Below are 18,164 nucleotides of genomic sequence, written 5' to 3'. Positions count from 1 at the left end.
ACAGAACGGAAGGAGTGCCGACCGGGGCGACGTACTCCCGGTGTCGTACGCCAGGAGCCGCTGCCCGTACGACGACCCGGACCCCCTTCCGGAGGGAGCCTCGAACCACGGACAACACACCGAGGAGCTGAACCCTCATGAACACACTCGCCTACGCGGGCCCCGGCCCGTGGGTCCTCTTCTTCCCCCTCGTCTGGGCAGCCGTCGTCATCGGCGTCGTCACCGTCGCCCGCCGCGCCGGCCGGCGCAGGGGCCGCGACTTCCGCTTCGGCGGCGACGTGCGCCGCGACGCCGGACCGGACGAGAACTCGCCCCTCACCCTGCTCGGCCACCGCTTCGCGGCCGGGGAGATCGACGAGGACGAGTACTGGCGGCGCCTGAGCGTCCTGGAGGAGCAGTTCGGCCGCGCCGCGAACCCCAAGGGGCGCCGGACATGACGACTCCCGCCCCGCTCCCCGCCGCCCGCGTCGTCGACGCCGTCAAGGTCTACGGGCGCGGCGACACCGAGGTCAGGGCCCTCGACGGGGTGAGCGTCGATTTCCCCGTCGGCCGCTTCACCGCCGTCATGGGCCCGTCCGGCTCCGGCAAGTCCACCCTGATGCACTGCGCCGCCGGACTCGACACCCTCACCTCCGGCGCCGCCCTCGTCGGCGAGACCGACCTGTCCACCCTCGACGACCGGCGCCTGACCCTGCTGCGTCGCGACCGGATCGGCTTCGTCTTCCAGGCCTTCAACCTGCTGCCGACGCTCACCGTCGCCGAGAACATCACCCTCCCGCTCGACCTCGCGGGGCACCCCGTCGACCGGGCGCGCTTCGACCGGCTCGTCGACACCGTCGGCCTGCGCGACCGCCTCCACCACCGGCCGAGCGAACTCTCCGGCGGACAGCAGCAGCGCGTCGCCGTCGCCCGGGCCTTCGCCGGCGACCCCGACGTCGTCTTCGCCGACGAACCCACCGGCAACCTCGACTCGCGCTCCGGCGAGGAGGTCCTGCGCCTGCTCGGCCGTACGGTCCGCGAGACCGGTCGTACGGTCGTCATGGTCACCCACGACCCGGTCGCCGCCGCCCACGCCGACGAGGTGATCTTCCTCGCGGACGGCCGGCTCGTCGACCGGATGACCGGCCCCACGGCCGACCTCGTCCTCGACCGCATGAAGGCCTTCGACACGGGCACCGCGACGGTCTCCGGAGGTGCGGCATGAACACCCCCGCCACCCTCAAGCTCGCCCGCTCCTCGCTCCGTGCCCACCGGCGCCGCTTCCTCGGCACCTTCGTCGCCGTCCTCCTCGGGGTCGCCTTCCTCACCGGCACCCTCGTCATGGGCGACACCCTCCGCACGAGCTTCGACTCGATGTTCACCAGCGCCACCCGGGGCACCGACGCCATCGTCCGCAGCTCCGTCACCGTGACCGCCGCCGGCGAGGCCCAGGGCACCCGCGGCCCCGTCGACGCCGCCCTCGCCGAGCGCCTCGCCGAGGTCCCCGGGGTCGCCGCCGCCGCGCCCCGCATCGAGGGCGCGGGCCAGCTCGTCGCCGCCGACGGCAGCGCCGTCGGCGGCAAGGGCCCGCCCACCCTCGCGGGCAACTGGATCGAGGACCCGGCCCTCAACCCGTACCGCCTCGCGGAGGGACGCGCGCCGAGCGCCCCCGGCGAGGCCGTCGTCAACCGGGGCGCCGCGAAGACGGCCGGTCTCGCCGTCGGCGACACCACCGTCCTGCGCACCCCCGACCCGGTGAGGGTCACCGTCGTCGGCCTGGCCACCTTCGGCGGCGCGGACGGCATGGGCCAGGTCACCTGGACCGGCCTCACCCGCGCCGACGCCGAGAAGTACCTGACGGCGCGCCCCGGCGAGGCGACGAGCATCGCCGTACGCGCCGCGCCCGGCGTCTCCCAGGACGAGCTGGTCGCCGCGCTGACGCCCGCGCTGCCCGACGGGGTCGAGGCGATCACCGGACAGCGGGCCGCCGAGGAGAACACCGAGATGATCTCCGGCCGCTTCCTCGACCTCTTCACCACCTTCCTGCTCGTGTTCAGCGGGGTCGCCGTCCTCGTCTCCGTCTTCACGATCCACAACACCTTCGCCGTCCTCGTCGCCCAGCGGACCCGCGAGAACGCCCTGCTCCGCGCGATCGGCGCCGCCCGCCGCCAGATCGTCACCGGCACCCTCGCCGAGGCGCTCGCCGTCGGACTGCTCGCCTCCCTGGCCGGGCTCCTCGCCGGGATCGGCGTGGCCGCAGGCCTCCAGGCGCTGTTCCCCGCGATCGGCTTCCCGTTCCCCGAGGGCGACCTCGTCGTCGCCGGCACCTCCCTCGTCCTCCCGCTCGGCGTCGGGCTCGCGGTCTGCGCCGGTTCGGCGCTGCTGCCGGCCGTACGGGCCGGGCGCACGGTCCCGCTCGCCGCGCTCCGCGAGACGGACGTGGACGACTCGGGCACCTCACGCCGTCGCGCGCTGACGGGCGGCGCCCTGCTCGCCGCCGGCGTCGGCACGGTCCTCGTCGGCGTCCTCGGCACCCCGTCGCTGTGGCTCGCCGGGACCGGGGCCGCGCTCGCCGTCGCCGCGTTCGTGGTCCTCGGACCGGTCGCCGCCTCGCTCGCCGTACGGGTGCTCGGCCGCCCGCTGCGCGGGGTCAACCGCGGCCTCGCCCGCCGCAACGCCCTGCGCAGCCCGGGCCGTACGGCGGCGACCGCCACCGCCCTGATGATCGGGGTCGCCGTCGTCACCCTCTTCACGGTCTTCGGCGCCTCCCTCAAGGCCACCATGGACCGGACCGTCGACCGCTCCTTCGCCGGCGACGTGGCCATCAGCACGCCCTCGTTCGGCGCGGGCGGCAGCGGGCTCAGCCCCCGCCTCGCCCCCGCGGTCGCCGCGCTGCCCGAGGTCGACACCGCCGTGGGCCTGGGGCGGGGCGTCGCCGAGGTGAACGGCAAGGGCCGCGCCCTCACCGTCACCGACCCGGCCGCGCTGGCCCGGGCGCTCGACCTGGGGGAGGTACGGGGCTCCCTCACCGGACTCGGTACGGACGGGCTCGCCGTCGCCGCCGACGAGGCGGCCCACTCCGGCCTGGCGCCCGGCCGGACCGCCGTCCTGACGTTCACCGACGGCAGCCGGCACACCTTCACGGTCCGCGCGGTCTACGAGCGCTCCGACCTCGCCGGCGACTACCTCGTCACCCGGGCGGCCTGGGCCCCGCACCGCACCCAGGACGCCGACCGGCTCGTCGCCGTGTCCTTCGCGGACGGCGTCGGCGCCGAGGAGGGCAAGGCAGCCGTGACGAAGGTCGCCGACCGGTACGGCCATCCGGAGGTGCAGACCCGGGAGGAGTACGCGGAGGCCTCGGCGGGCGGCATCGACATGATGCTCACCCTCGTCTACGCGCTCCTCGTGCTCGCGGTCCTGATCGCGCTGCTCGGCATCGCCAACACGCTGACCCTCTCCGTCCACGAACGGACCCGTGAGCTCGGCCTGTTGCGGGCCGTCGGGCAGACCCGGACCCAGCTGCGGGCCATGGTCCGCTGGGAGTCCGTCCTGGTCGCCGCCTTCGGGACGGTCGGCGGGCTCGCGCTCGGCGGCTTCCTCGGCTGGGTCCTCGTCCGCGCCTCGGGCGGATCGGGCGACAGCGCCCTCGCGTTCGCCGTACCGGCGCTGCGGCTCGCGGCCGTGGCCCTGGTCGGCCTGGTGGCGGGGGCCGTGGCGGCCTGGCGCCCGGCCCGCCGGGCGGCCCGCCTGGAGATCCTGCGGGCGATCGCCACGGAGTGACGGGGCCCGAGGGGCTCGGTCAGCCCGCCCGGCCCGCCAGGACCGGGCGGGCCACCGACGGAGCGGGGACCGGGTCGGCCGGGGCGCTGAGCGGCACACCGGGGAGCCGGCTGTACCCGACGCCCGCGAACGCGGCCTCGGCCGCGGCGCCGTACACGGCACGCGCGCACTCCTCGACCGGGTCGGCACAGGGCGGCGCCGTGAGGGTGAACCACACGACCTTGCCGTCGGCACCGCACGGGCGGATGCCCCAGCTCTCGCTGACCGCCCCGACGATGGCGAGCCCCCGGCCGGAGGTGGCGAGCGCGTCGGGGTCGTCCAGCAGCCCGAACGCCTCCACGGGGCCGACCTCGGGAAGCCGGGGATCGTGGTCCCGGACCGAGACGGTGAGCCGGTCGAGCAGCAGCTCGACCTCGACCCTGCATCCCTTGTCCGGCTGGGCATGACGGTGCACGTTCGTCAGCAGCTCGGTCACCCCGAGGACCGCCTGGTCCACCAGGGCGTCCAACTGCCAATGTCGAAGGTGCGCGGAGATGATGCGGCGGACCTGTCCGATCCGCGACGGCAGGGCCTGAAGCTCCACCGCGTAGTACCTGCTCGGCTCGCTGATCACGGCTGCGACTCCCCGAAGTGGTCCGGAAGAAGACGAAGATTCGGATCTGTCAATGCGGTACAGAAGGGGCGGTGACCTGATCGCAGCGTCACCACCGCTGAACCCTCAGTGAGGTGGGTTCCAGACTGGACCAGCCGTGACCGCCCCGCAACTCGCCGCGAGCCGTCGCAGCTCAGGAGCGTCGCGCGGCCTTCTTCAGCGCGGCGAGGAAACGTCCCGAGGCGTGTGACTCGCTGTCGTGGTCGCGGTCGCCGTCCTGCAGCGTCAGCCGGTACCGCGTGCCGTTCACGGTCGCCACCGTCTCGTCCGCCTTCGCGAACCACGGCCGCCCCGCCCGTACCGCCGTCACCGGCGCGCTGTCGATCTCGCTGCCGTAACTCGTGAGGAGCGCGAGGCGTCCGTCCTCGATCCGCACCTCGCCCGCGCGCGTCAGCGAGCGCGGCCAGCGCGCGATCCGTACACCCCTGGCACTGAACTCCGGCTCCGCCATGGCGATCCGCCCCTTTCACCCGGTTGCCGTACCCAGTGTGCCGGGCCGTCGCCGCCCGCACCAGTAGCCCGTCGGCGGCCCGTCCACAAGCGATCCCTATGGATCGTCAAAGGGAACGTTTGCCCAGGTGAGAGCGGTATTGTCGGCAGTGGGGGAGCCATGGGGCGACACATGAGGAGAGGGACGGATGAGCACCACCCACGAGACTGCGGCCACCGCGACGGCCACCGTCGACGTCGACCGCAGCGACCCGGCGTACCGGTCCTGGCTGAAGGAGGCCGTGCGCAAGGTCCAGGCCGACGCGAACCGTTCCGCCGACACCCACCTGCTGCGCTTCCCCCTCCCCGAGGAGTGGGGCATCGACCTCTACCTCAAGGACGAGTCGACCCACCCGACCGGCAGCCTCAAGCACCGGCTCGCCCGTTCGCTCTTCCTCTACGGCCTCTGCAACGGCTGGGTCCGCCCCGGAAAGCCCGTCATCGAGGCCTCCAGCGGCTCGACCGCCGTCTCCGAGGCGTACTTCGCGAAGCTCATCGGCGTCCCCTTCATCGCCGTCATGCCCCGCACGACCAGCCCCGAGAAGTGCCGGCTCATCGAGTTCCACGGCGGGCAGTGCCACTTCGTCGACGACTCGCGCACCATGTACGAGGAGGCCGCCGCCCTCGCCGAGCGCACCGGCGGCCACTACATGGACCAGTTCACCTACGCGGAGCGGGCCACCGACTGGCGCGGCAACAACAACATCGCCGAGTCGATGTACCAGCAGCTGAAGCTGGAGCGGTACCCGGAGCCCGCCTGGATCGTCGCCACCGCCGGCACCGGCGGCACCTCGGCGACCATCGCCCGCTACGTCCACTACATGCAGCACGACACCCGGATCTGCGTCGCCGACCCCGAGAACTCCTGTTTCTTCGACGGCTGGACGCACCACGACCCGAACGCCACCGCCGACTGCGGCTCGCGCATCGAGGGCATCGGCCGCCCCCGCATGGAGCCCAGCTTCGTGCCCGGCGCCGTCGACCGCATGATGAAGGTCCCCGACGCGGCGAGCGTCGCCGCCGTCCGCGCCCTGGAGACCGCGATCGGCCGCAAGGCGGGCGGCTCCACCGGCACCGGCCTGTGGAGCGCGCTGAAGATCGTCGCCGAGATGGTCGCCGAGCGGCGCACCGGCAGCGTCGTCACCCTGATCTGCGACGGCGGCGAGCGGTACCTCGACAAGTACTACTCCGACGGCTGGCTGGCCGCCCAGGGCCTGGACATCGCGCCCTACACCGCCGCTATCGAGCGGTTCCTGGCGACGGGGGTCTGGCCGGAGTGAGCCGCCGGTCCAGTCGGCGCGCCGCGTCCCGGAAGGAGAACCCCACGCCCGGCGCCGCGAGGCGCAGCGCGAGCCGGAACGGGGCGGCGCCGTCGGCGGCCATGGTCCAGCGCAGCCGGGTCCCCGTCCCGGCGGGGGAGAGGAGCCACTCCTCCGCCATGGCCGTCACGCCGGGGGCGTTCGTCGTGTCCACCCGGTACGCGTAGCGGAGGTCGGGCTCGGAGGCCAGGATCGTCTCCTCGAACGCGATCCCGCCGCGCAGCCGGATCGTCCGGCCCGCGCCGTCGCCCGTCGGCACGGCGGAGGTCACGGCGGTGAACCAGGACGGCATGCTCCCCACCTCCACGGCGACGGAACGGTAGACGACGGGCGGGGGCGCGGCGAGGGTGGCGGAGAAGACGAGGCGGACGGGCGCGGACGCGGTGAAGTCGAGCTCCACCGGCTTGAGTCGGCGCGGCATGGGCCCTCCCGGGGGACGCGAACGGATGCAGCACCTTAGCTGACGCACTGTCAACAGCACAGGGGGCCGCACCTGCGTGGGCCCCGCCCCGGGCTGGGCGGCGCCCACAACGGGGGGCGGGTCACCGTTCTCCGAGCAGGCCCTTCAGGGCTCGGCCGAAGACCAGGCGGCCCGCGCTCGCCAGTAGTCCGTCGAAGGCCGTCGGGACGCCCCGCACCGAGAGGTCCTCCGTCCAGAGGACCCGGGTGCCGCCCGTCCGCGTGCCCACGACCTCCACCTGCGCCCAGCCCCGTACCACCCGGCCCGACTTCTCCAGGCGGCAGACGCCGGGATGGTCCGCCGCCGGGGGTTCCCAGCGCACGACCTCCATCGGGTCGTCGAAGGCGAGGCGGCCGAGGCCCGTGCGGGCGGTGAACCGCGTCCCCGGCCCGTTCGGCCCCGGCGTCAGGACGATCGTCCGGGTCAGCGGCACCTGACGGCCGTGCGCCGGCCAGTCCGTGAGGCGGCGCCACGCCTCCTCCGGAGCCAGCGGCACCGTCCGCTCGATCCGGAAGAGGGTCACGCCTCTTCCTCGCCCGGCACCACCAGACCCGGCAGGTGCTCCGTCACCTCCGCGCGGACTCCCTCCGGCAGGCCCCGGTCCGTCACCCAGGTGTCGACCTCGTCGAGGGTGGCGAAGGAACTCAGGCCCACCGTCCCCCACTTGGTGTGGTCGGCGACCACGACGACCCGCCGCGCCGAGCGCATCAGGCACCGGTTGGTCTCGGCCTCCGCCAGGTTCGGCGTGGAGAGCCCGGCCTCCACCGACACGCCGTGCACGCCGAGGAAGAGCAGGTCGAAGTGGAGCGAGCGGATCGCCCGGTCCGCGACCGGCCCGACCAGCGCGTCGGACGGCGTGCGGACCCCGCCGGTCAGGACGACCGTCGCCGCCCCGCGCCGCGCCTCGCCGCTCCCGCCGCCCGTCTGCTGCGCCTCGTGGAACACGTCGGCGACCCGCACCGAGTTGGTGACCACCGTCAGGTCCGGCACGTCCAGGAGGTGGCGGGCGAGCGCGTAGGTCGTCGTCCCGCCCGAGAGGGCGATGGCCGTGCCCGGTGCGACCAGGGCGGCCGCCGTCCGGGCGATCTCGTCCTTGGCGCTCGGTTCGAGGACCGACTTGGCCTCGAAGCCCGGCTCGTGGGTGCTGGCCTCGACGACCGGAACGGCCCCGCCGTGCACCTTCGCGACCATGCCCTGCCGGGCCAGCGCGTCCAGGTCGCGGCGGATCGTCATGTCCGAGACGTTCAGACGCCGGGTCAGTTCGTTGACCCGTACACCGCCACGCCGCCGTACCTCGTCGAGGATCAGGGCACGCCGCTGCTCCGCGAGGAGGTTCTGGTTGTCAGTCACCGCCGGGGCCGGTCCTTCCGCAGGAGACAAGGGAATGAGTGTCGGATTCGGTGAGGGACCGTGCGCGGTCGCACGGCCTTCCGCGATCCTGTTGCCGACGTCGCATCTTCCCACCCTGAGAGGAAGTCCCCTCAGTGTCCCCTGCCACACCCGCCCCGGAGAGCGGGGGCGCGGCGCTCGAACTCCTCGTCCACGGAGTCGGCGGAGCCACCCCCGAGTCCATGCTCGACGACCCCAGGACCGTACGGGTCACCGGCGACCGGACCGCCGCCGTGTACCGGCGCGCCGAGGACCTCGACGCCGAGGACCACCCCGAACGGTACGCGGCCCGTCCCGTCCCGGAGGCGTACTGCTGGTCCAATCTGACCTCCGGCGACGGCGCCCGCGCCCTGTGGCTGCTGCTCCTGCCCTTCATGGTGGCCAACCTGGCGCACTGGATGCGGCCGCCCGCCCAGGGCAGGCCGGGGCTCGTGCGGTTCTACGGGGTCCTCGTGCGGCTCGTCGCCCTCACCCTCACCGTGCTCCTCACCGCCGCCGCCTGCGAGGTCGCGCTCGACCTGACGGCCTGGCAGTGCGCCGCCACCCCCGCCTGCACCGACGCGTACTCCTGGCTCGGTTTCCTCTCCGAGGGCCGCGGCGGCTGGTGGTCGGCGCCCGGCCGCCGTCTCGCCCTCGCCGCCGTCGTGCCGACCGCGCTCGTCGGTCTGCTCTGGTACCTCTCCAACCGGACCTGGAGCGCGTACGAGGCGCAGCGCCCGCCCACCGGATACGACGTCCCCGTCCCCGAGACCCCGTCCGACACGGAGGCAGCGGACGCCGCCGACCCGGCCGGTCCCGTCGAGCTCCGCCCCGCCCTCGGCCGCCCCGGCTTCTGGTACGGCCGCCGGCTCGTCGCCCGTCTCCGGGCCGCCCACACCGCCGCCGGCTTCCTCACCGTCGCCGCCGCCCTCGTCACGGCCGCCGCCCGCCAGGACGCCGGCGCCCCCGGCCTCCACCCCGTCCTCGGCCGGGTCCTCCAGGCCGCCGTCGCCGTCCTCGCCGTCGTCGTGCTCTGGGTCGTCTGCCGGCGCGGCCGCAGCGAGCGCCGCCTCGACCTGCGCGTCGAGCGCGCCCTCGTCTCCTGGCTGCCCGCCGGCTCCCTCGCCCTCCTCGTGCTCACCGCCGTGCACGCCGGCTGGTCCCGCCCCGGCCGGCCCTCCTCCGGAACCCTTCCCGGCAACGCCGCCTTCGGCGCGCTCACTCTCGTCCAGGGCGCCCTCGTCGTCGCCCTCGGGGTCGTCGCCCTGCTCCTCCAGCGGCCCCACAGGGACCCCCGTACCGCGCTGCGCGGACTCGGCGGGCCCGCCGTCGCCATGCTCGCCTGCGCGCTCGGCGGGGTCATGTCCGGGGGAGTGGCGCAGCGCGTCGCCGACTGGCTCGGCGGCCCGGCCGCCCGCGGCGGCGTCCGCATCGGCCCGCCCGTCCTCCTCAGCTGGCAGGCCTCGGTCATCCCCGTCCTGCTCCTGCTGCTCCTCGCGCCCGCCGCCCTCCTCGTCGTACGGACGCTCCTCGACGCCCGGCGCCTGCGCTCCTCGGTCGAGGCCGACTACGGGGTCGCAGGCGAACCCGACCCGGTCCGTACGGGACAGATCGCGGCCGACCGGGCCCGCGCCTCGCTCACCGACTCCGCGCCCGTCCTCGTCGGCGTCGTCTCCGGCGCGACCCTGCTCCTCGGGGCCGCCTCCGTCGCCGGCGCCTGGGCCAGCGGAAACGTGCCGGGGCGGGCCTTCGACGGGGCCCACCCGGCGATCGCCTCCCTCGCCTCCGCCGCCCAGGCCATCGGCTCCTGGATGATCGGCCTCGGCTTCCTGCTCTTCGTCACCTGGGGCCGCCGCGCCTACCGGGACGCCTCCGCCCGCCGCACCATCGGCATCCTCTGGGACGTCGGCACCTTCTGGCCCCGCGCCGCCCACCCCTTCGCCCCGCCCTGCTACGCCGAGCGCGCGGTCCCCGACCTGACCTGGCGGATGAGCTCCTGGACCCGGAGCACCGGCGGCCGGCTCGTCATCTCCGGGCACTCCCAGGGCAGCGTCCTCGCCGCGGCCGCCGTCTGGCAGCTGCGGCCCGCCACCCGCGGCCGGGTCGCCCTGCTCACCTACGGCTCACCCCTGGAGCGGCTCTACGGCCGTTGGTTCCCCGCGTACTTCGGCCCCGAGGCGCTGCGTGCCCTGAACCGTACGGTGCACTGCTGGAGCAATCTGTACCGCGCCACCGACCCGATCGGCGGCCCCGTCCGGGTGCCCGCCGAGGACGGCCGGCCGGCCGTCGACGGAGCGGTGCTGCTCGACCCGGTCGCGTACGGCCGCACCCGCGAGCACCCGCTGCCCGAACCGATCCTGGGCCACTCCGACTACCAGGCCGATCCGGCCTTCGCCCGCCACCGCTCCGAACTCCTCGACCGGCTCCCGCCCGCCCTGCCCCACCAGCGGGTGCCGAACGAGGCCGCCGATCAAGGCAGTTCGGGCAGGTCCTCCGGATAGAGCAGGGTCAGGTCGTCCGTGCTCGCCTCGGCGAGCGCGGCGACCCGGCCCGCGTGCCGCTCCACCATCGACTCGAAGGTCTGCCGCGCCGTACGGCCGTTGCCGAACGCAGGGCCCTTGGGGAGCTTCTCGAAGTACGCGAGCAGTGCCTCGTCCGTGCCCGGCGCGAGCCGGTACTCGTGCTCGTCCGCCTGCTGGCCGACGATCCGGAGGAGTTCCTCCGGCTCGTAGTCGCCGAAGGTGATGGTCCGTGAGAAGCGCGAGGCCACACCCGGGTTGACGGTGAGGAAGCGCTCCATCTCCGCCGTGTACCCAGCGACGATGACCACCACCGCGTCCCGGTGGTCCTCCATCAGCTTCACCAGCGTGTCGATCGCCTCACGGCCGAAGTCCCGCCCCGAGTCCTCCGGCGAAAGGGCGTACGCCTCGTCGACGAAGAGGACGCCGCCGCGCGCCCGGTCGAAGGCCTCCTGCGTGCGGATCGCCGTCGAGCCGATGTGCTCGCCGACCAGGTCCACCCGGGAGACCTCCACCAGGTGTCCGCGCTCCAGGACCCCGAGCGAGGCGAGGATCTCGCCGTACAGCCGGGCCACCGTCGTCTTGCCCGTGCCCGGGTTGCCCGTGAAGACCAGATGGCGGCGGACCGAGGCCGCCTTGAGCCCCGCCTCCTGGCGCCTGCGCCCCACCTCGATCATGTTGGTGAGGGTCCGCACCTCCAGCTTGACGCTCTCCAGACCCACCAGGGCGTCCAGCTCGCCCAGTACGTCCTGCGAGGAGCGGGCCTCCGGCGCGGGCGCGGCCACCGGCGGAGCGGCCACCGGCGGCACGGCCATCGGGGCGCGCGGCGCGGGCACCGTGCCGAGCAGGCCCGTCGACTGGGTGGCCGTCAGGACCGTGCCGCCGTCGGGCACGGAGGAGCGGACGGCGCTCTCGTCGCTGGTGCAGTCCTCGGCGCTCGCGCCCTCCTCCGGGAACTCGTAACCGCCGCGCGCACACCGCTCCGTACGGCACTTGCGCAGGATGGTCCGGCAGCCGTCCGTGACGTGGAAGCCGTACCCGCCGCTGCCCGTCACCCGGCAGCCGTGGAAGGAGCCGCGGCCCTCCGCCGACACGTAGAAACCGGCCTCGGCGGGCGAGGTGACCGTGCACCGGTCGATCGTGGGATCGGCGCCCTTGGTGACGATGACCCCGGTCTGCACGGAGTCGATCGTGCAGCCGCCGAGGGTGCCGCCGCTGCCGTGGTCCCGGAACCAGGCGCCCGTGGAGGCCTCCCGGATGCGGCAGTCGTCGAGCTGGGCGGTGGCCCCGTCGCTCACCGACACCGCCGTGTTCCGCACCTGCGTCAGGTCGCTGTCGACGACGTCCACGCGCGAGCCCCGGTCGAGGACGAACAGCGCGTCCGGCACGTCGTGCACCCGGCAGGCGTCCAGGACGGCGGTCGCCCCGTCGCTCACCCACACCGCCGGGTAGTCGCCCGTACTGTCGTGGATCTCGCACTGGTTGGCGTCCACCCGCGTCCCCGGGTCCCACACCGACAGGCCGTTGCGCCCGAAGCGGCGGACGGTCGACCGGGTCAGCGTCAGGACCGAGCGCGAGCGCAGGTCGACCGCGTTCTCCGGGACGTCGTGGATGTCGCAGTCCGAGAGCGTCAGCACCGCGTCCGTGTCGAGCGTGATGCCGTCCGCCGAGGTGCGGTGCACCGAGGAGTCGCTGAGGTGGGCGGCGGCGCGGGCCGCGATCTGCAGACCGGCGCCCTTGATCTCGTACACCTCGCAGCCGACGCCCTCCAGGCCGCTGCCCTCGCCGGTCACGGCGATCCCCGCGCCGGAGGCGTGGTGCACCCGGCAGCGTTCCAGGCGCGGATGCGCCCCGCCGCGCACCGAGACGCCCGCCTGCCCGGCGGAGACCACCTCGCACTCCTCGAACACCCCGCCCGCGCCGTCGAGCACGGCGATGCCGACCCCGGCCGGATTGTCGACCGTGCAGCGGCGGACCGTCGGCCGGGCGGCGCCCCGCACCTCGATCCCGGCGGCCGAGCGGGTCATGATCCGCAGGTCGAGCAGTTCGGGCGTGCCGTCCTCGACGAGCAGCGCGGGCGCGGCCACGTCCTGCCCCTCGATGTGCAGGTCCTGCACGGTGACGGAGGCGCGCAGGGTCAGCGGCACCCCGTCCGGGGGCGCGATCCGCACCGTACCGACGCCGCCCTCGGGGCCGCGCAGGGTGACGGCCCGTCGGATCACGAGGTTCTCCCGGTAGGTGCCGGGCGCGACGGTGAGCACGTCCCCGTCGCCCGCGGCCTCCAGGGCGGCGGCGAGAGAGGGGTACTCACCCGTGCGGCGCCGCCACCGCGATGTGCCGGTGTGCGTCACCTGGACCGTGCCCTGTGCCATGGGTGTGCCCTGCCCCCGCCTCATGCCTCGCCGCTGATCCGATGCCCCACCGTAGCGCGCGCGGCGCCGCCGGGTTGACGGGTCACCGGCCCCCGCCCGTACCGGAGGCCGATGGCCACCGGGCAGGCGTCAGCGCCGGTCCGGAGCGGTCGACCTCGATCGGGGAGCGATCGAACTCGAACGTGCCGCCGAGGTCAGCTTCCCGTGCCCGTACGGCCCCAGTCGGGACCCGCCGCCGCCCACGCGCGGTCGAGGCGCGCGTACCGCCGGACCACCAGTCTGCGGACGGCGAGGCGGCGGACGAGCTCCACCAGGAGGCCGACGAGCAGCGCGGCCGTCAGGCCGGCGATGACCGCGTGCGCACGGGCCGTTCCCGCCTGCATCGGCGGCGTCACCGGCCGCCCGTCCCGGTCCGTCCAGAGCCGGAAGGAGGCGCCGGGCGCGGAGTGCTGCCGGGCCGTCGCCACCGTCCCCGTGCGCGCCGAGCCGTTCGGCGCGGTCCAGCGGGCCACCACGGAGCGCCGCAGCCGCTCCTCCCCGGCGGTCTCGACGGACTTGGGGCCGCTCACGGGCCCGTCGGCGAGCCGCACCACCCGGGCCGTGGTCGCCACCCGCTGCTCCTGCTGCGTACGGACCGCGCGGGACAGCGAGCCGTACGCCGACGTGCCGGCCGCCCAGCCGGTCAGGGGCACGGCGAGGCAGAGCAGTACGGCCGCCGCGAAGGCGACCCACGCCTCGACGAGATCGGTGGTCCGGCGCAGGGGATTGTGCCGCCAGCGCCAGAGTCCGGTGGCTGCGCGCACGTGTGGACCCCCTAGTTGTTCACCACTCCTCGTTCACCACTGCTCCAACGAGTGTGCCCCGGGCACGGGTTCCCCGCCTGTCGGGCGGGCGAAGTGTGATGCGAACTCTCTGGGTGAACTCTCCGGGCGAACTCCCTGGGCCGTCCTCAGTCCAGGATCTTCACGGCGTCGCCGACCCGGACCGTGCCGGTGTGCTCGGGGACGAGGTTCTGCCCGAAGTTGACCTTGCCCTCGCTCGTGCGGTGCCGGGCGAGGGTGCGCAGCGGCTCCTTGCCCCGCTCGGCGGTGAGCTGGTTCGTCGTGGTGACGACGCAGCGCCCGCAGGGCCTGGCGACGCGGAAGGTGACCTCTCCGACCGCAAGCCGCTTCCAGCCGTCTTCCGCCCAGGGAGCGGTGCCCTCGATGACCAGGTTCGGCCGGAAACGGTTCATCGGCAGGGGGCCCTCGTCGGCGTGGTCGCCCTGGGCGATCAGGGAGTTGAGGGCGTCGAGCGAGGCGGTCGTGGTGACGAGCAGCGGATAGCCGTCCGCGAAGCTCACGGTCTCGCCGGGCAGCGCGTAGTCGGGGTCGACCGGCCGGCGGTGCTCGGGCGCGTCCATGTGCACGAGGCGTACGTCGCTCTCCAGGTACGCCGAGAGCCAGGCGGCGGCTTCGGGGCCGGCCGGGACCGCCTCCACGAACTTGCCGAAGATCTCCACCGTGACCGTGGGCGTGACAGGTGGGGGCGTCGGCACCCCGACCTCCAGCGTGGGGTGGCCGGGGGCGGACAGGGAGATCCCGCCGCCCGGCAGCGGTTCCGCCGTGGCCAGTGCCATCCGGGGGTGACGGCGCTGGGTCACCACCTCGTTCGAGGCGTCGACGACGGTCCAACGGCGGTCGTCGGCCAGCCCCCAGGGCTGTACCTCGGCCTCCGCGCGGGCCAGCGCGCGCATGGCCTTCACCGGGTGGATGTGGACGGAGCGGAGCGCAGGAGTCGGCATGTCCTCATCCTGCCAGCCGCCCCGGCCCCGGTGGGGGCCGGGGGGCGAGCCGGTCAGTAACCTCCGCCCTGGTAGGGGCGGTTGTACGGGTCGTCGTACGGCGCGGGGGCCGGGACCGGCGCGGGCCGCGGAGCCGCCGGGCGCATCGCCTCGTAGCCGGTGGCGGCCGGGCGGGGCTGCTGCGGGTACGGGCTGCCCGGGTAACCGCGCGGGGCCACCTGCTGCTGCGGGATGTACGGGGTCGGGGCGGCCTGCAGCGGGACGGGGGCCATCTGCGGCGAGGGCTGCGGGTAGCCGTACCCGCCGTTGTAGGCGGGCGCGGGCTGCGGGCTGGGCGCCGCCGGGAGGGCGGGCAGTGCCGCGGGGAGCGCCGGCAGGTAGGAACCGCTTCCGGCCCCGGCGTAACTGCTGCCGGTGTCGTAGGCGGCGGGCACTCGGATCGGGGCGATCTGAGGCGTGCCCCGCTCCGCGACGAGGGAGTCGTAGATCGGGGTGTCCGGGAAGGACGGCGCGGTGTGGTAACCGCCTCCATAGGTGGAGCGGGGGGAGGTCATGGCACATAAGTTAAGCCCACGATGTGCCGGTTGGGGAGACCCAATCTTCGGGTCATCCGTTTTACGCTGTTTTTGTCGGCCTGACCTGCCAAAACATCGTTAAAGTCTGCGTTAACGACGGGGGATTTTTCACTCGGACGGCCGCGCGGTCAACGAGAAGTGGCGGAAGGCCCGCAAGGGTGACCCACCCGCGCCGGCCAGGGCGGATGGTTTTCGATCTTGAGCGCCTCGAAACTCAGGATTATCGAGCTATTACCTAAAGTAATCGAGTCCGGGATCGAGTCCGGGAGGGCGTCCCGGCCGCGGGATCTCGTAGGTCGTCAGAAGTGTTCCTCTTGCGTGGTGGTGGCACCCGTTTCCTATGCGGTGGTGGCTCCGCCTCCTATGGGGAAGGGATACCCGGGGCGGGCGTCGCGCCGCCGACGCGGCGGGTCAGTTCCCGTGCCGTCTGTGCCACGTGCCCCGCGATCCGTCGCCGCTCCGTCTCGTCGACCGCCTCGTCGGGGAAGGTGACCGCGACTCCGGCGATCGGATGCGCGTGGTGGTCCAGGACGGGTGCGGCGACCGAGGAGAAGCCCGGTGTCACCTCGCCCTCCTCCGTCGCGTACCCGCGGCGCCGTGCCTGGGTCAGCAGGGCGCGCAGCGCCGTCAGCGTCGCGGGGCCGGCGCCGTGCCGCTGCACGAACGCCGACCGGTCGGGGAAGATCGCCCGCACCTGCGCAGGTGGCAGCAGTGCGAGCACGGCCCGGCCGCTCGCCGTCAGATGGGCCGGCAGCCGGACGCCGACCTCGCTGACCAAGGGCGGGCGGCCCGGGGCGCGTTCCTCGATGACGTAGATGACCTCACGGCCGTGCAGGACGGCGAGGTTCGCGTTGTGCCCGGTGCGGTCCACGAGCGAGGCGAGCGGGGCCCGCGCGAGCCGCTGGAACGGCGCCTGGCGCTCGTACCCGGAGGCCAGCTCGAAGGCGCTGAGCCCGAGACCGTAACGCCTCTCCTCCGGCAGGTGGACCACGAAGCCGTCCGCCGCCAGGGTGTCGAGCAGGTGGTAGGTCGTCGAGCGCGGCAGCCCCACGTCACGGCTGATGGCGGCCGCGGGGACGGGCGCGGCCTGGCGGGACAGATAGCGCAGGACGGCCAGCACCTGCGCGGCCGCAGGGACGATGCTCATGGGGCGAGAGTAGACCAGGGACGTCCCAAACCAACTGTCTGGGATCCCAGACCGGATATCTGGTATCCCAGACAGGAGCTGCCCCGCGGGGCTCGCGGACCCCTTCCCGCCTGCGGCTTCATAGGGGCATGAACGTTGTTGTTGGTGTCGGTGCCCTCTCCGCCGACGAAGTCGTGTCCGTTGCCCGTCTCGGGGCCCAGGTGACCCTCGCCCCCGAGGCGCTCCAGGAGATCGCCCGCAGTCGCGAGGTCGTCAAGGCCCTCGCCGACGACGCCAAGCCCCACTACGGCGTCTCCACCGGCTTCGGCGCCCTGGCCACCCGCCACATCCCCACCGAACTGCGCACCCAGCTCCAGCGCAGCCTCGTGCGCTCGCACGCCGCGGGCTCCGGCCCCGAGGTCGAGCGCGAGGTCGTCCGCGCCCTGATGCTGCTGCGCCTGTCCACCCTCGCCACCGGCCGCACCGGCGTCCGCACCGAGACCGCCGAGGCGTACGCCGCGCTCCTGAACGCGGGCATCACCCCGGTCGTCCACGAGTACGGCTCGCTCGGCTGCTCCGGCGACCTGGCCCCCCTCGCGCACTGCGCGCTCGCCGTCATGGGCGAGGGCGTCGTCCGCACCGCCGACGGCGAGCGCAAGCCCGCCGCCGAGGCCCTCGCCGAGGCCGGCATCACCCCGGTCGTCCTGGAGGAGAAGGAGGGCCTCGCCCTCATCAACGGCACCGACGGCATGCTGGGCATGCTCGTCCTCGCCGGCCACGACCTGCGCCGCCTGCTGAGCACCGCCGACATCGCCGCCGCCATGAGCGTCGAGGGCCAGCTCGGCACCGACGCCGTGTTCGCCGCCGACCTGCAGGCCATGCGTCCGCACCCCGGCCAGGGCGACAGCGCGGGCAACCTGCGCTCCCTGCTCGCCGACTCGGCGATCATCGCCAGCCACGCGGGCCCGGACTGCACCTACGTCCAGGACGCCTACTCGCTGCGCTGCACCCCGCAGGTCCACGGCACCGCCCGCGACACCCTCGCCCACGCCATGCTCGTCGCCTCCCGCGAGCTCGCCAGCGCCGTCGACAACCCGGTCGTCACCCTCGACGGCCGCGTCGAGAGCAACGGCAACTTCCACGGCGCCCCCGTCGCCGCGGTGCTCGACTTCCTCGCCATCACCGTCGCCGACGTCGCCTCGATCTCCGAGCGCCGCACCGACCGGTTCCTCGACCCGGCCCGCAACCGCGGTCTGAACGCCTTCCTCGCCGACGACCCGGGCGTCGACTCCGGCCACATGATCGCCCAGTACACGCAGGCCGCGATCGTCTCCGAGCTCAAGCGGCTCGCCACCCCGGCCTCCGTCGACTCGATCCCCTCCAGCGCCATGCAGGAGGACCACGTGTCCATGGGCTGGGCCGCCGCCCGCAAGCTGCGCCGCGCCATCGACGGCCTCGGCCGCGTCCTCGCCGTCGAGCTCTACACCGCCGCCCGCGCCCTCGACCTGCGCGCCCCGCTGACCCCCGCCCCGGCCACGGCCGCGGTGCGCGACGGCCTGCGCGAGACCGTCGAGGGCCCCGGCACCGACCGCTGGCTCGCCCCCGAGATCGAGGAGGCCGTCCAGTACGTGGCCTCCGGCCGCGCCCTGGCCGCCGCCGAGTCCGTGACCGGCGCCCTGGTCTGACCGGGACGCAGTCCCTCGCGCCTTCCGGGTCCCGCGCGGGACCCGGAAGGCGCGGCA

16 protein-coding genes are annotated in these 18,164 nt (G+C 74.3%); 6 read left to right on the top strand and 10 right to left on the bottom strand.

The window, feature by feature from the left end; genetic code table 11:
* Positions 1-137 precede the first annotated feature (137 nt).
* The 3 genes from SVTN_RS04805 to SVTN_RS04795 are packed head-to-tail and all read left to right on the top strand — an operon-like array spanning position 138 to position 3,759.
* Positions 138-437: an SHOCT domain-containing protein gene (locus tag SVTN_RS04805; protein ID WP_041127934.1), complete on the top strand. Its 300-nt coding sequence runs from the start codon at positions 138-140 to the stop codon at positions 435-437.
* On the top strand, positions 434-1,204 hold the full coding sequence (locus tag SVTN_RS04800; RefSeq protein ID WP_041127933.1) for an ABC transporter ATP-binding protein: 771 nt from the start codon (positions 434-436) through the stop codon (positions 1,202-1,204). Before SVTN_RS04805 ends, SVTN_RS04800 begins: the two co-directional genes overlap by 4 nt.
* Positions 1,201-3,759: an ABC transporter permease gene (locus tag SVTN_RS04795; protein ID WP_041127932.1), complete on the top strand. Its 2,559-nt coding sequence runs from the start codon at positions 1,201-1,203 to the stop codon at positions 3,757-3,759. The genes SVTN_RS04800 and SVTN_RS04795 overlap by 4 nt, the downstream gene beginning before the upstream one ends.
* 19 nt (positions 3,760-3,778) lie before the next feature.
* On the opposite strand, the gene SVTN_RS04790 is transcribed toward SVTN_RS04795, so the two are convergent.
* Together SVTN_RS04790 and SVTN_RS04785 are read right to left on the bottom strand one after the other, a co-directional pair.
* Entirely contained in the window at positions 3,779-4,372 is a 594-nt protein-coding gene (locus SVTN_RS04790; protein WP_174518231.1) for an ATP-binding protein, read from the bottom strand.
* Positions 4,373-4,544: 172 nt separating this feature from the next.
* On the bottom strand, positions 4,545-4,862 hold the full coding sequence (locus SVTN_RS04785) for a hypothetical protein (protein ID WP_041127931.1): 318 nt from the start codon (positions 4,860-4,862) through the stop codon (positions 4,545-4,547).
* Between the two features lie 187 nt (positions 4,863-5,049).
* On the opposite strand from SVTN_RS04785, the gene cds1 reads away from it, so the two are divergent.
* Positions 5,050-6,180, top strand: coding sequence for an L-cysteine desulfhydrase Cds1 (gene cds1 / locus SVTN_RS04780; protein ID WP_041127930.1), 1,131 nt, complete (start codon positions 5,050-5,052; stop codon positions 6,178-6,180).
* Here the strand turns inward: cds1 and SVTN_RS04775 are convergent.
* The 3 genes from SVTN_RS04775 to SVTN_RS04765 all read right to left on the bottom strand — a co-directional run bounded on the left by SVTN_RS04775 (position 6,140) and on the right by SVTN_RS04765 (position 8,029).
* Entirely contained in the window at positions 6,140-6,640 is a 501-nt protein-coding gene (locus SVTN_RS04775) for an SRPBCC family protein (RefSeq protein ID WP_041127929.1), read from the bottom strand. The genes cds1 and SVTN_RS04775 overlap by 41 nt on opposite strands.
* A 121-nt stretch (positions 6,641-6,761) precedes the next feature.
* Positions 6,762-7,202 (bottom strand): SRPBCC family protein, encoded by a 441-nt coding sequence (locus SVTN_RS04770; RefSeq protein WP_041127928.1) that lies wholly within the window; start codon positions 7,200-7,202, stop codon positions 6,762-6,764.
* The gene (locus SVTN_RS04765; RefSeq protein WP_041127927.1) at positions 7,199-8,029 is read right to left on the bottom strand and encodes a DeoR/GlpR family DNA-binding transcription regulator; all 831 of its coding nucleotides are present in this window, start codon (positions 8,027-8,029) and stop codon (positions 7,199-7,201) included. Before SVTN_RS04765 ends, SVTN_RS04770 begins: the two co-directional genes overlap by 4 nt.
* 134 nt (positions 8,030-8,163) lie before the next feature.
* Here SVTN_RS04765 and SVTN_RS04760 point away from each other — a divergent pair, with 134 nt between their 5' ends.
* Positions 8,164-10,548, top strand: coding sequence for a hypothetical protein (locus SVTN_RS04760; RefSeq protein ID WP_041127926.1), 2,385 nt, complete (start codon positions 8,164-8,166; stop codon positions 10,546-10,548).
* Here SVTN_RS04760 and SVTN_RS04755 read toward each other — a convergent pair.
* The 5 genes from SVTN_RS04755 to SVTN_RS04735 all read right to left on the bottom strand — a co-directional run bounded on the left by SVTN_RS04755 (position 10,518) and on the right by SVTN_RS04735 (position 16,443).
* Positions 10,518-12,938 (bottom strand): right-handed parallel beta-helix repeat-containing protein, encoded by a 2,421-nt coding sequence (locus SVTN_RS04755; RefSeq protein ID WP_041127925.1) that lies wholly within the window; start codon positions 12,936-12,938, stop codon positions 10,518-10,520. The two genes, SVTN_RS04760 and SVTN_RS04755, sit on opposite strands and share 31 nt — an antisense overlap.
* A gap of 194 nt (positions 12,939-13,132) precedes the next feature.
* Entirely contained in the window at positions 13,133-13,741 is a 609-nt protein-coding gene (locus SVTN_RS04750) for an Rv1733c family protein (RefSeq protein WP_041127924.1), read from the bottom strand.
* A 146-nt stretch (positions 13,742-13,887) separates the two neighbouring features.
* Positions 13,888-14,721 (bottom strand): MOSC domain-containing protein, encoded by an 834-nt coding sequence (locus SVTN_RS04745; RefSeq protein ID WP_041127923.1) that lies wholly within the window; start codon positions 14,719-14,721, stop codon positions 13,888-13,890.
* A 53-nt stretch (positions 14,722-14,774) separates the two neighbouring features.
* The gene (locus SVTN_RS04740; protein ID WP_041127922.1) at positions 14,775-15,275 is read right to left on the bottom strand and encodes a DUF6643 family protein; all 501 of its coding nucleotides are present in this window, start codon (positions 15,273-15,275) and stop codon (positions 14,775-14,777) included.
* Between the two features lie 382 nt (positions 15,276-15,657).
* On the bottom strand, positions 15,658-16,443 hold the full coding sequence (locus tag SVTN_RS04735; protein ID WP_041127921.1) for an IclR family transcriptional regulator: 786 nt from the start codon (positions 16,441-16,443) through the stop codon (positions 15,658-15,660).
* Positions 16,444-16,571: 128 nt separating this feature from the next.
* Here SVTN_RS04735 and hutH point away from each other — a divergent pair, with 128 nt between their 5' ends.
* The gene (hutH, locus tag SVTN_RS04730) at positions 16,572-18,107 is read left to right on the top strand and encodes a histidine ammonia-lyase (protein WP_041127920.1); all 1,536 of its coding nucleotides are present in this window, start codon (positions 16,572-16,574) and stop codon (positions 18,105-18,107) included.
* Positions 18,108-18,164 lie beyond the last annotated feature (57 nt).

Source organism: Streptomyces vietnamensis, assembly GCF_000830005.1.
Taxonomy (GTDB): Bacteria; Actinomycetota; Actinomycetes; order Streptomycetales; family Streptomycetaceae; genus Streptomyces; species Streptomyces vietnamensis.
The sequence above is the reverse complement of the archived record's forward strand: the minus strand, read 5'-3'. Positions and strand labels throughout refer to the sequence as shown.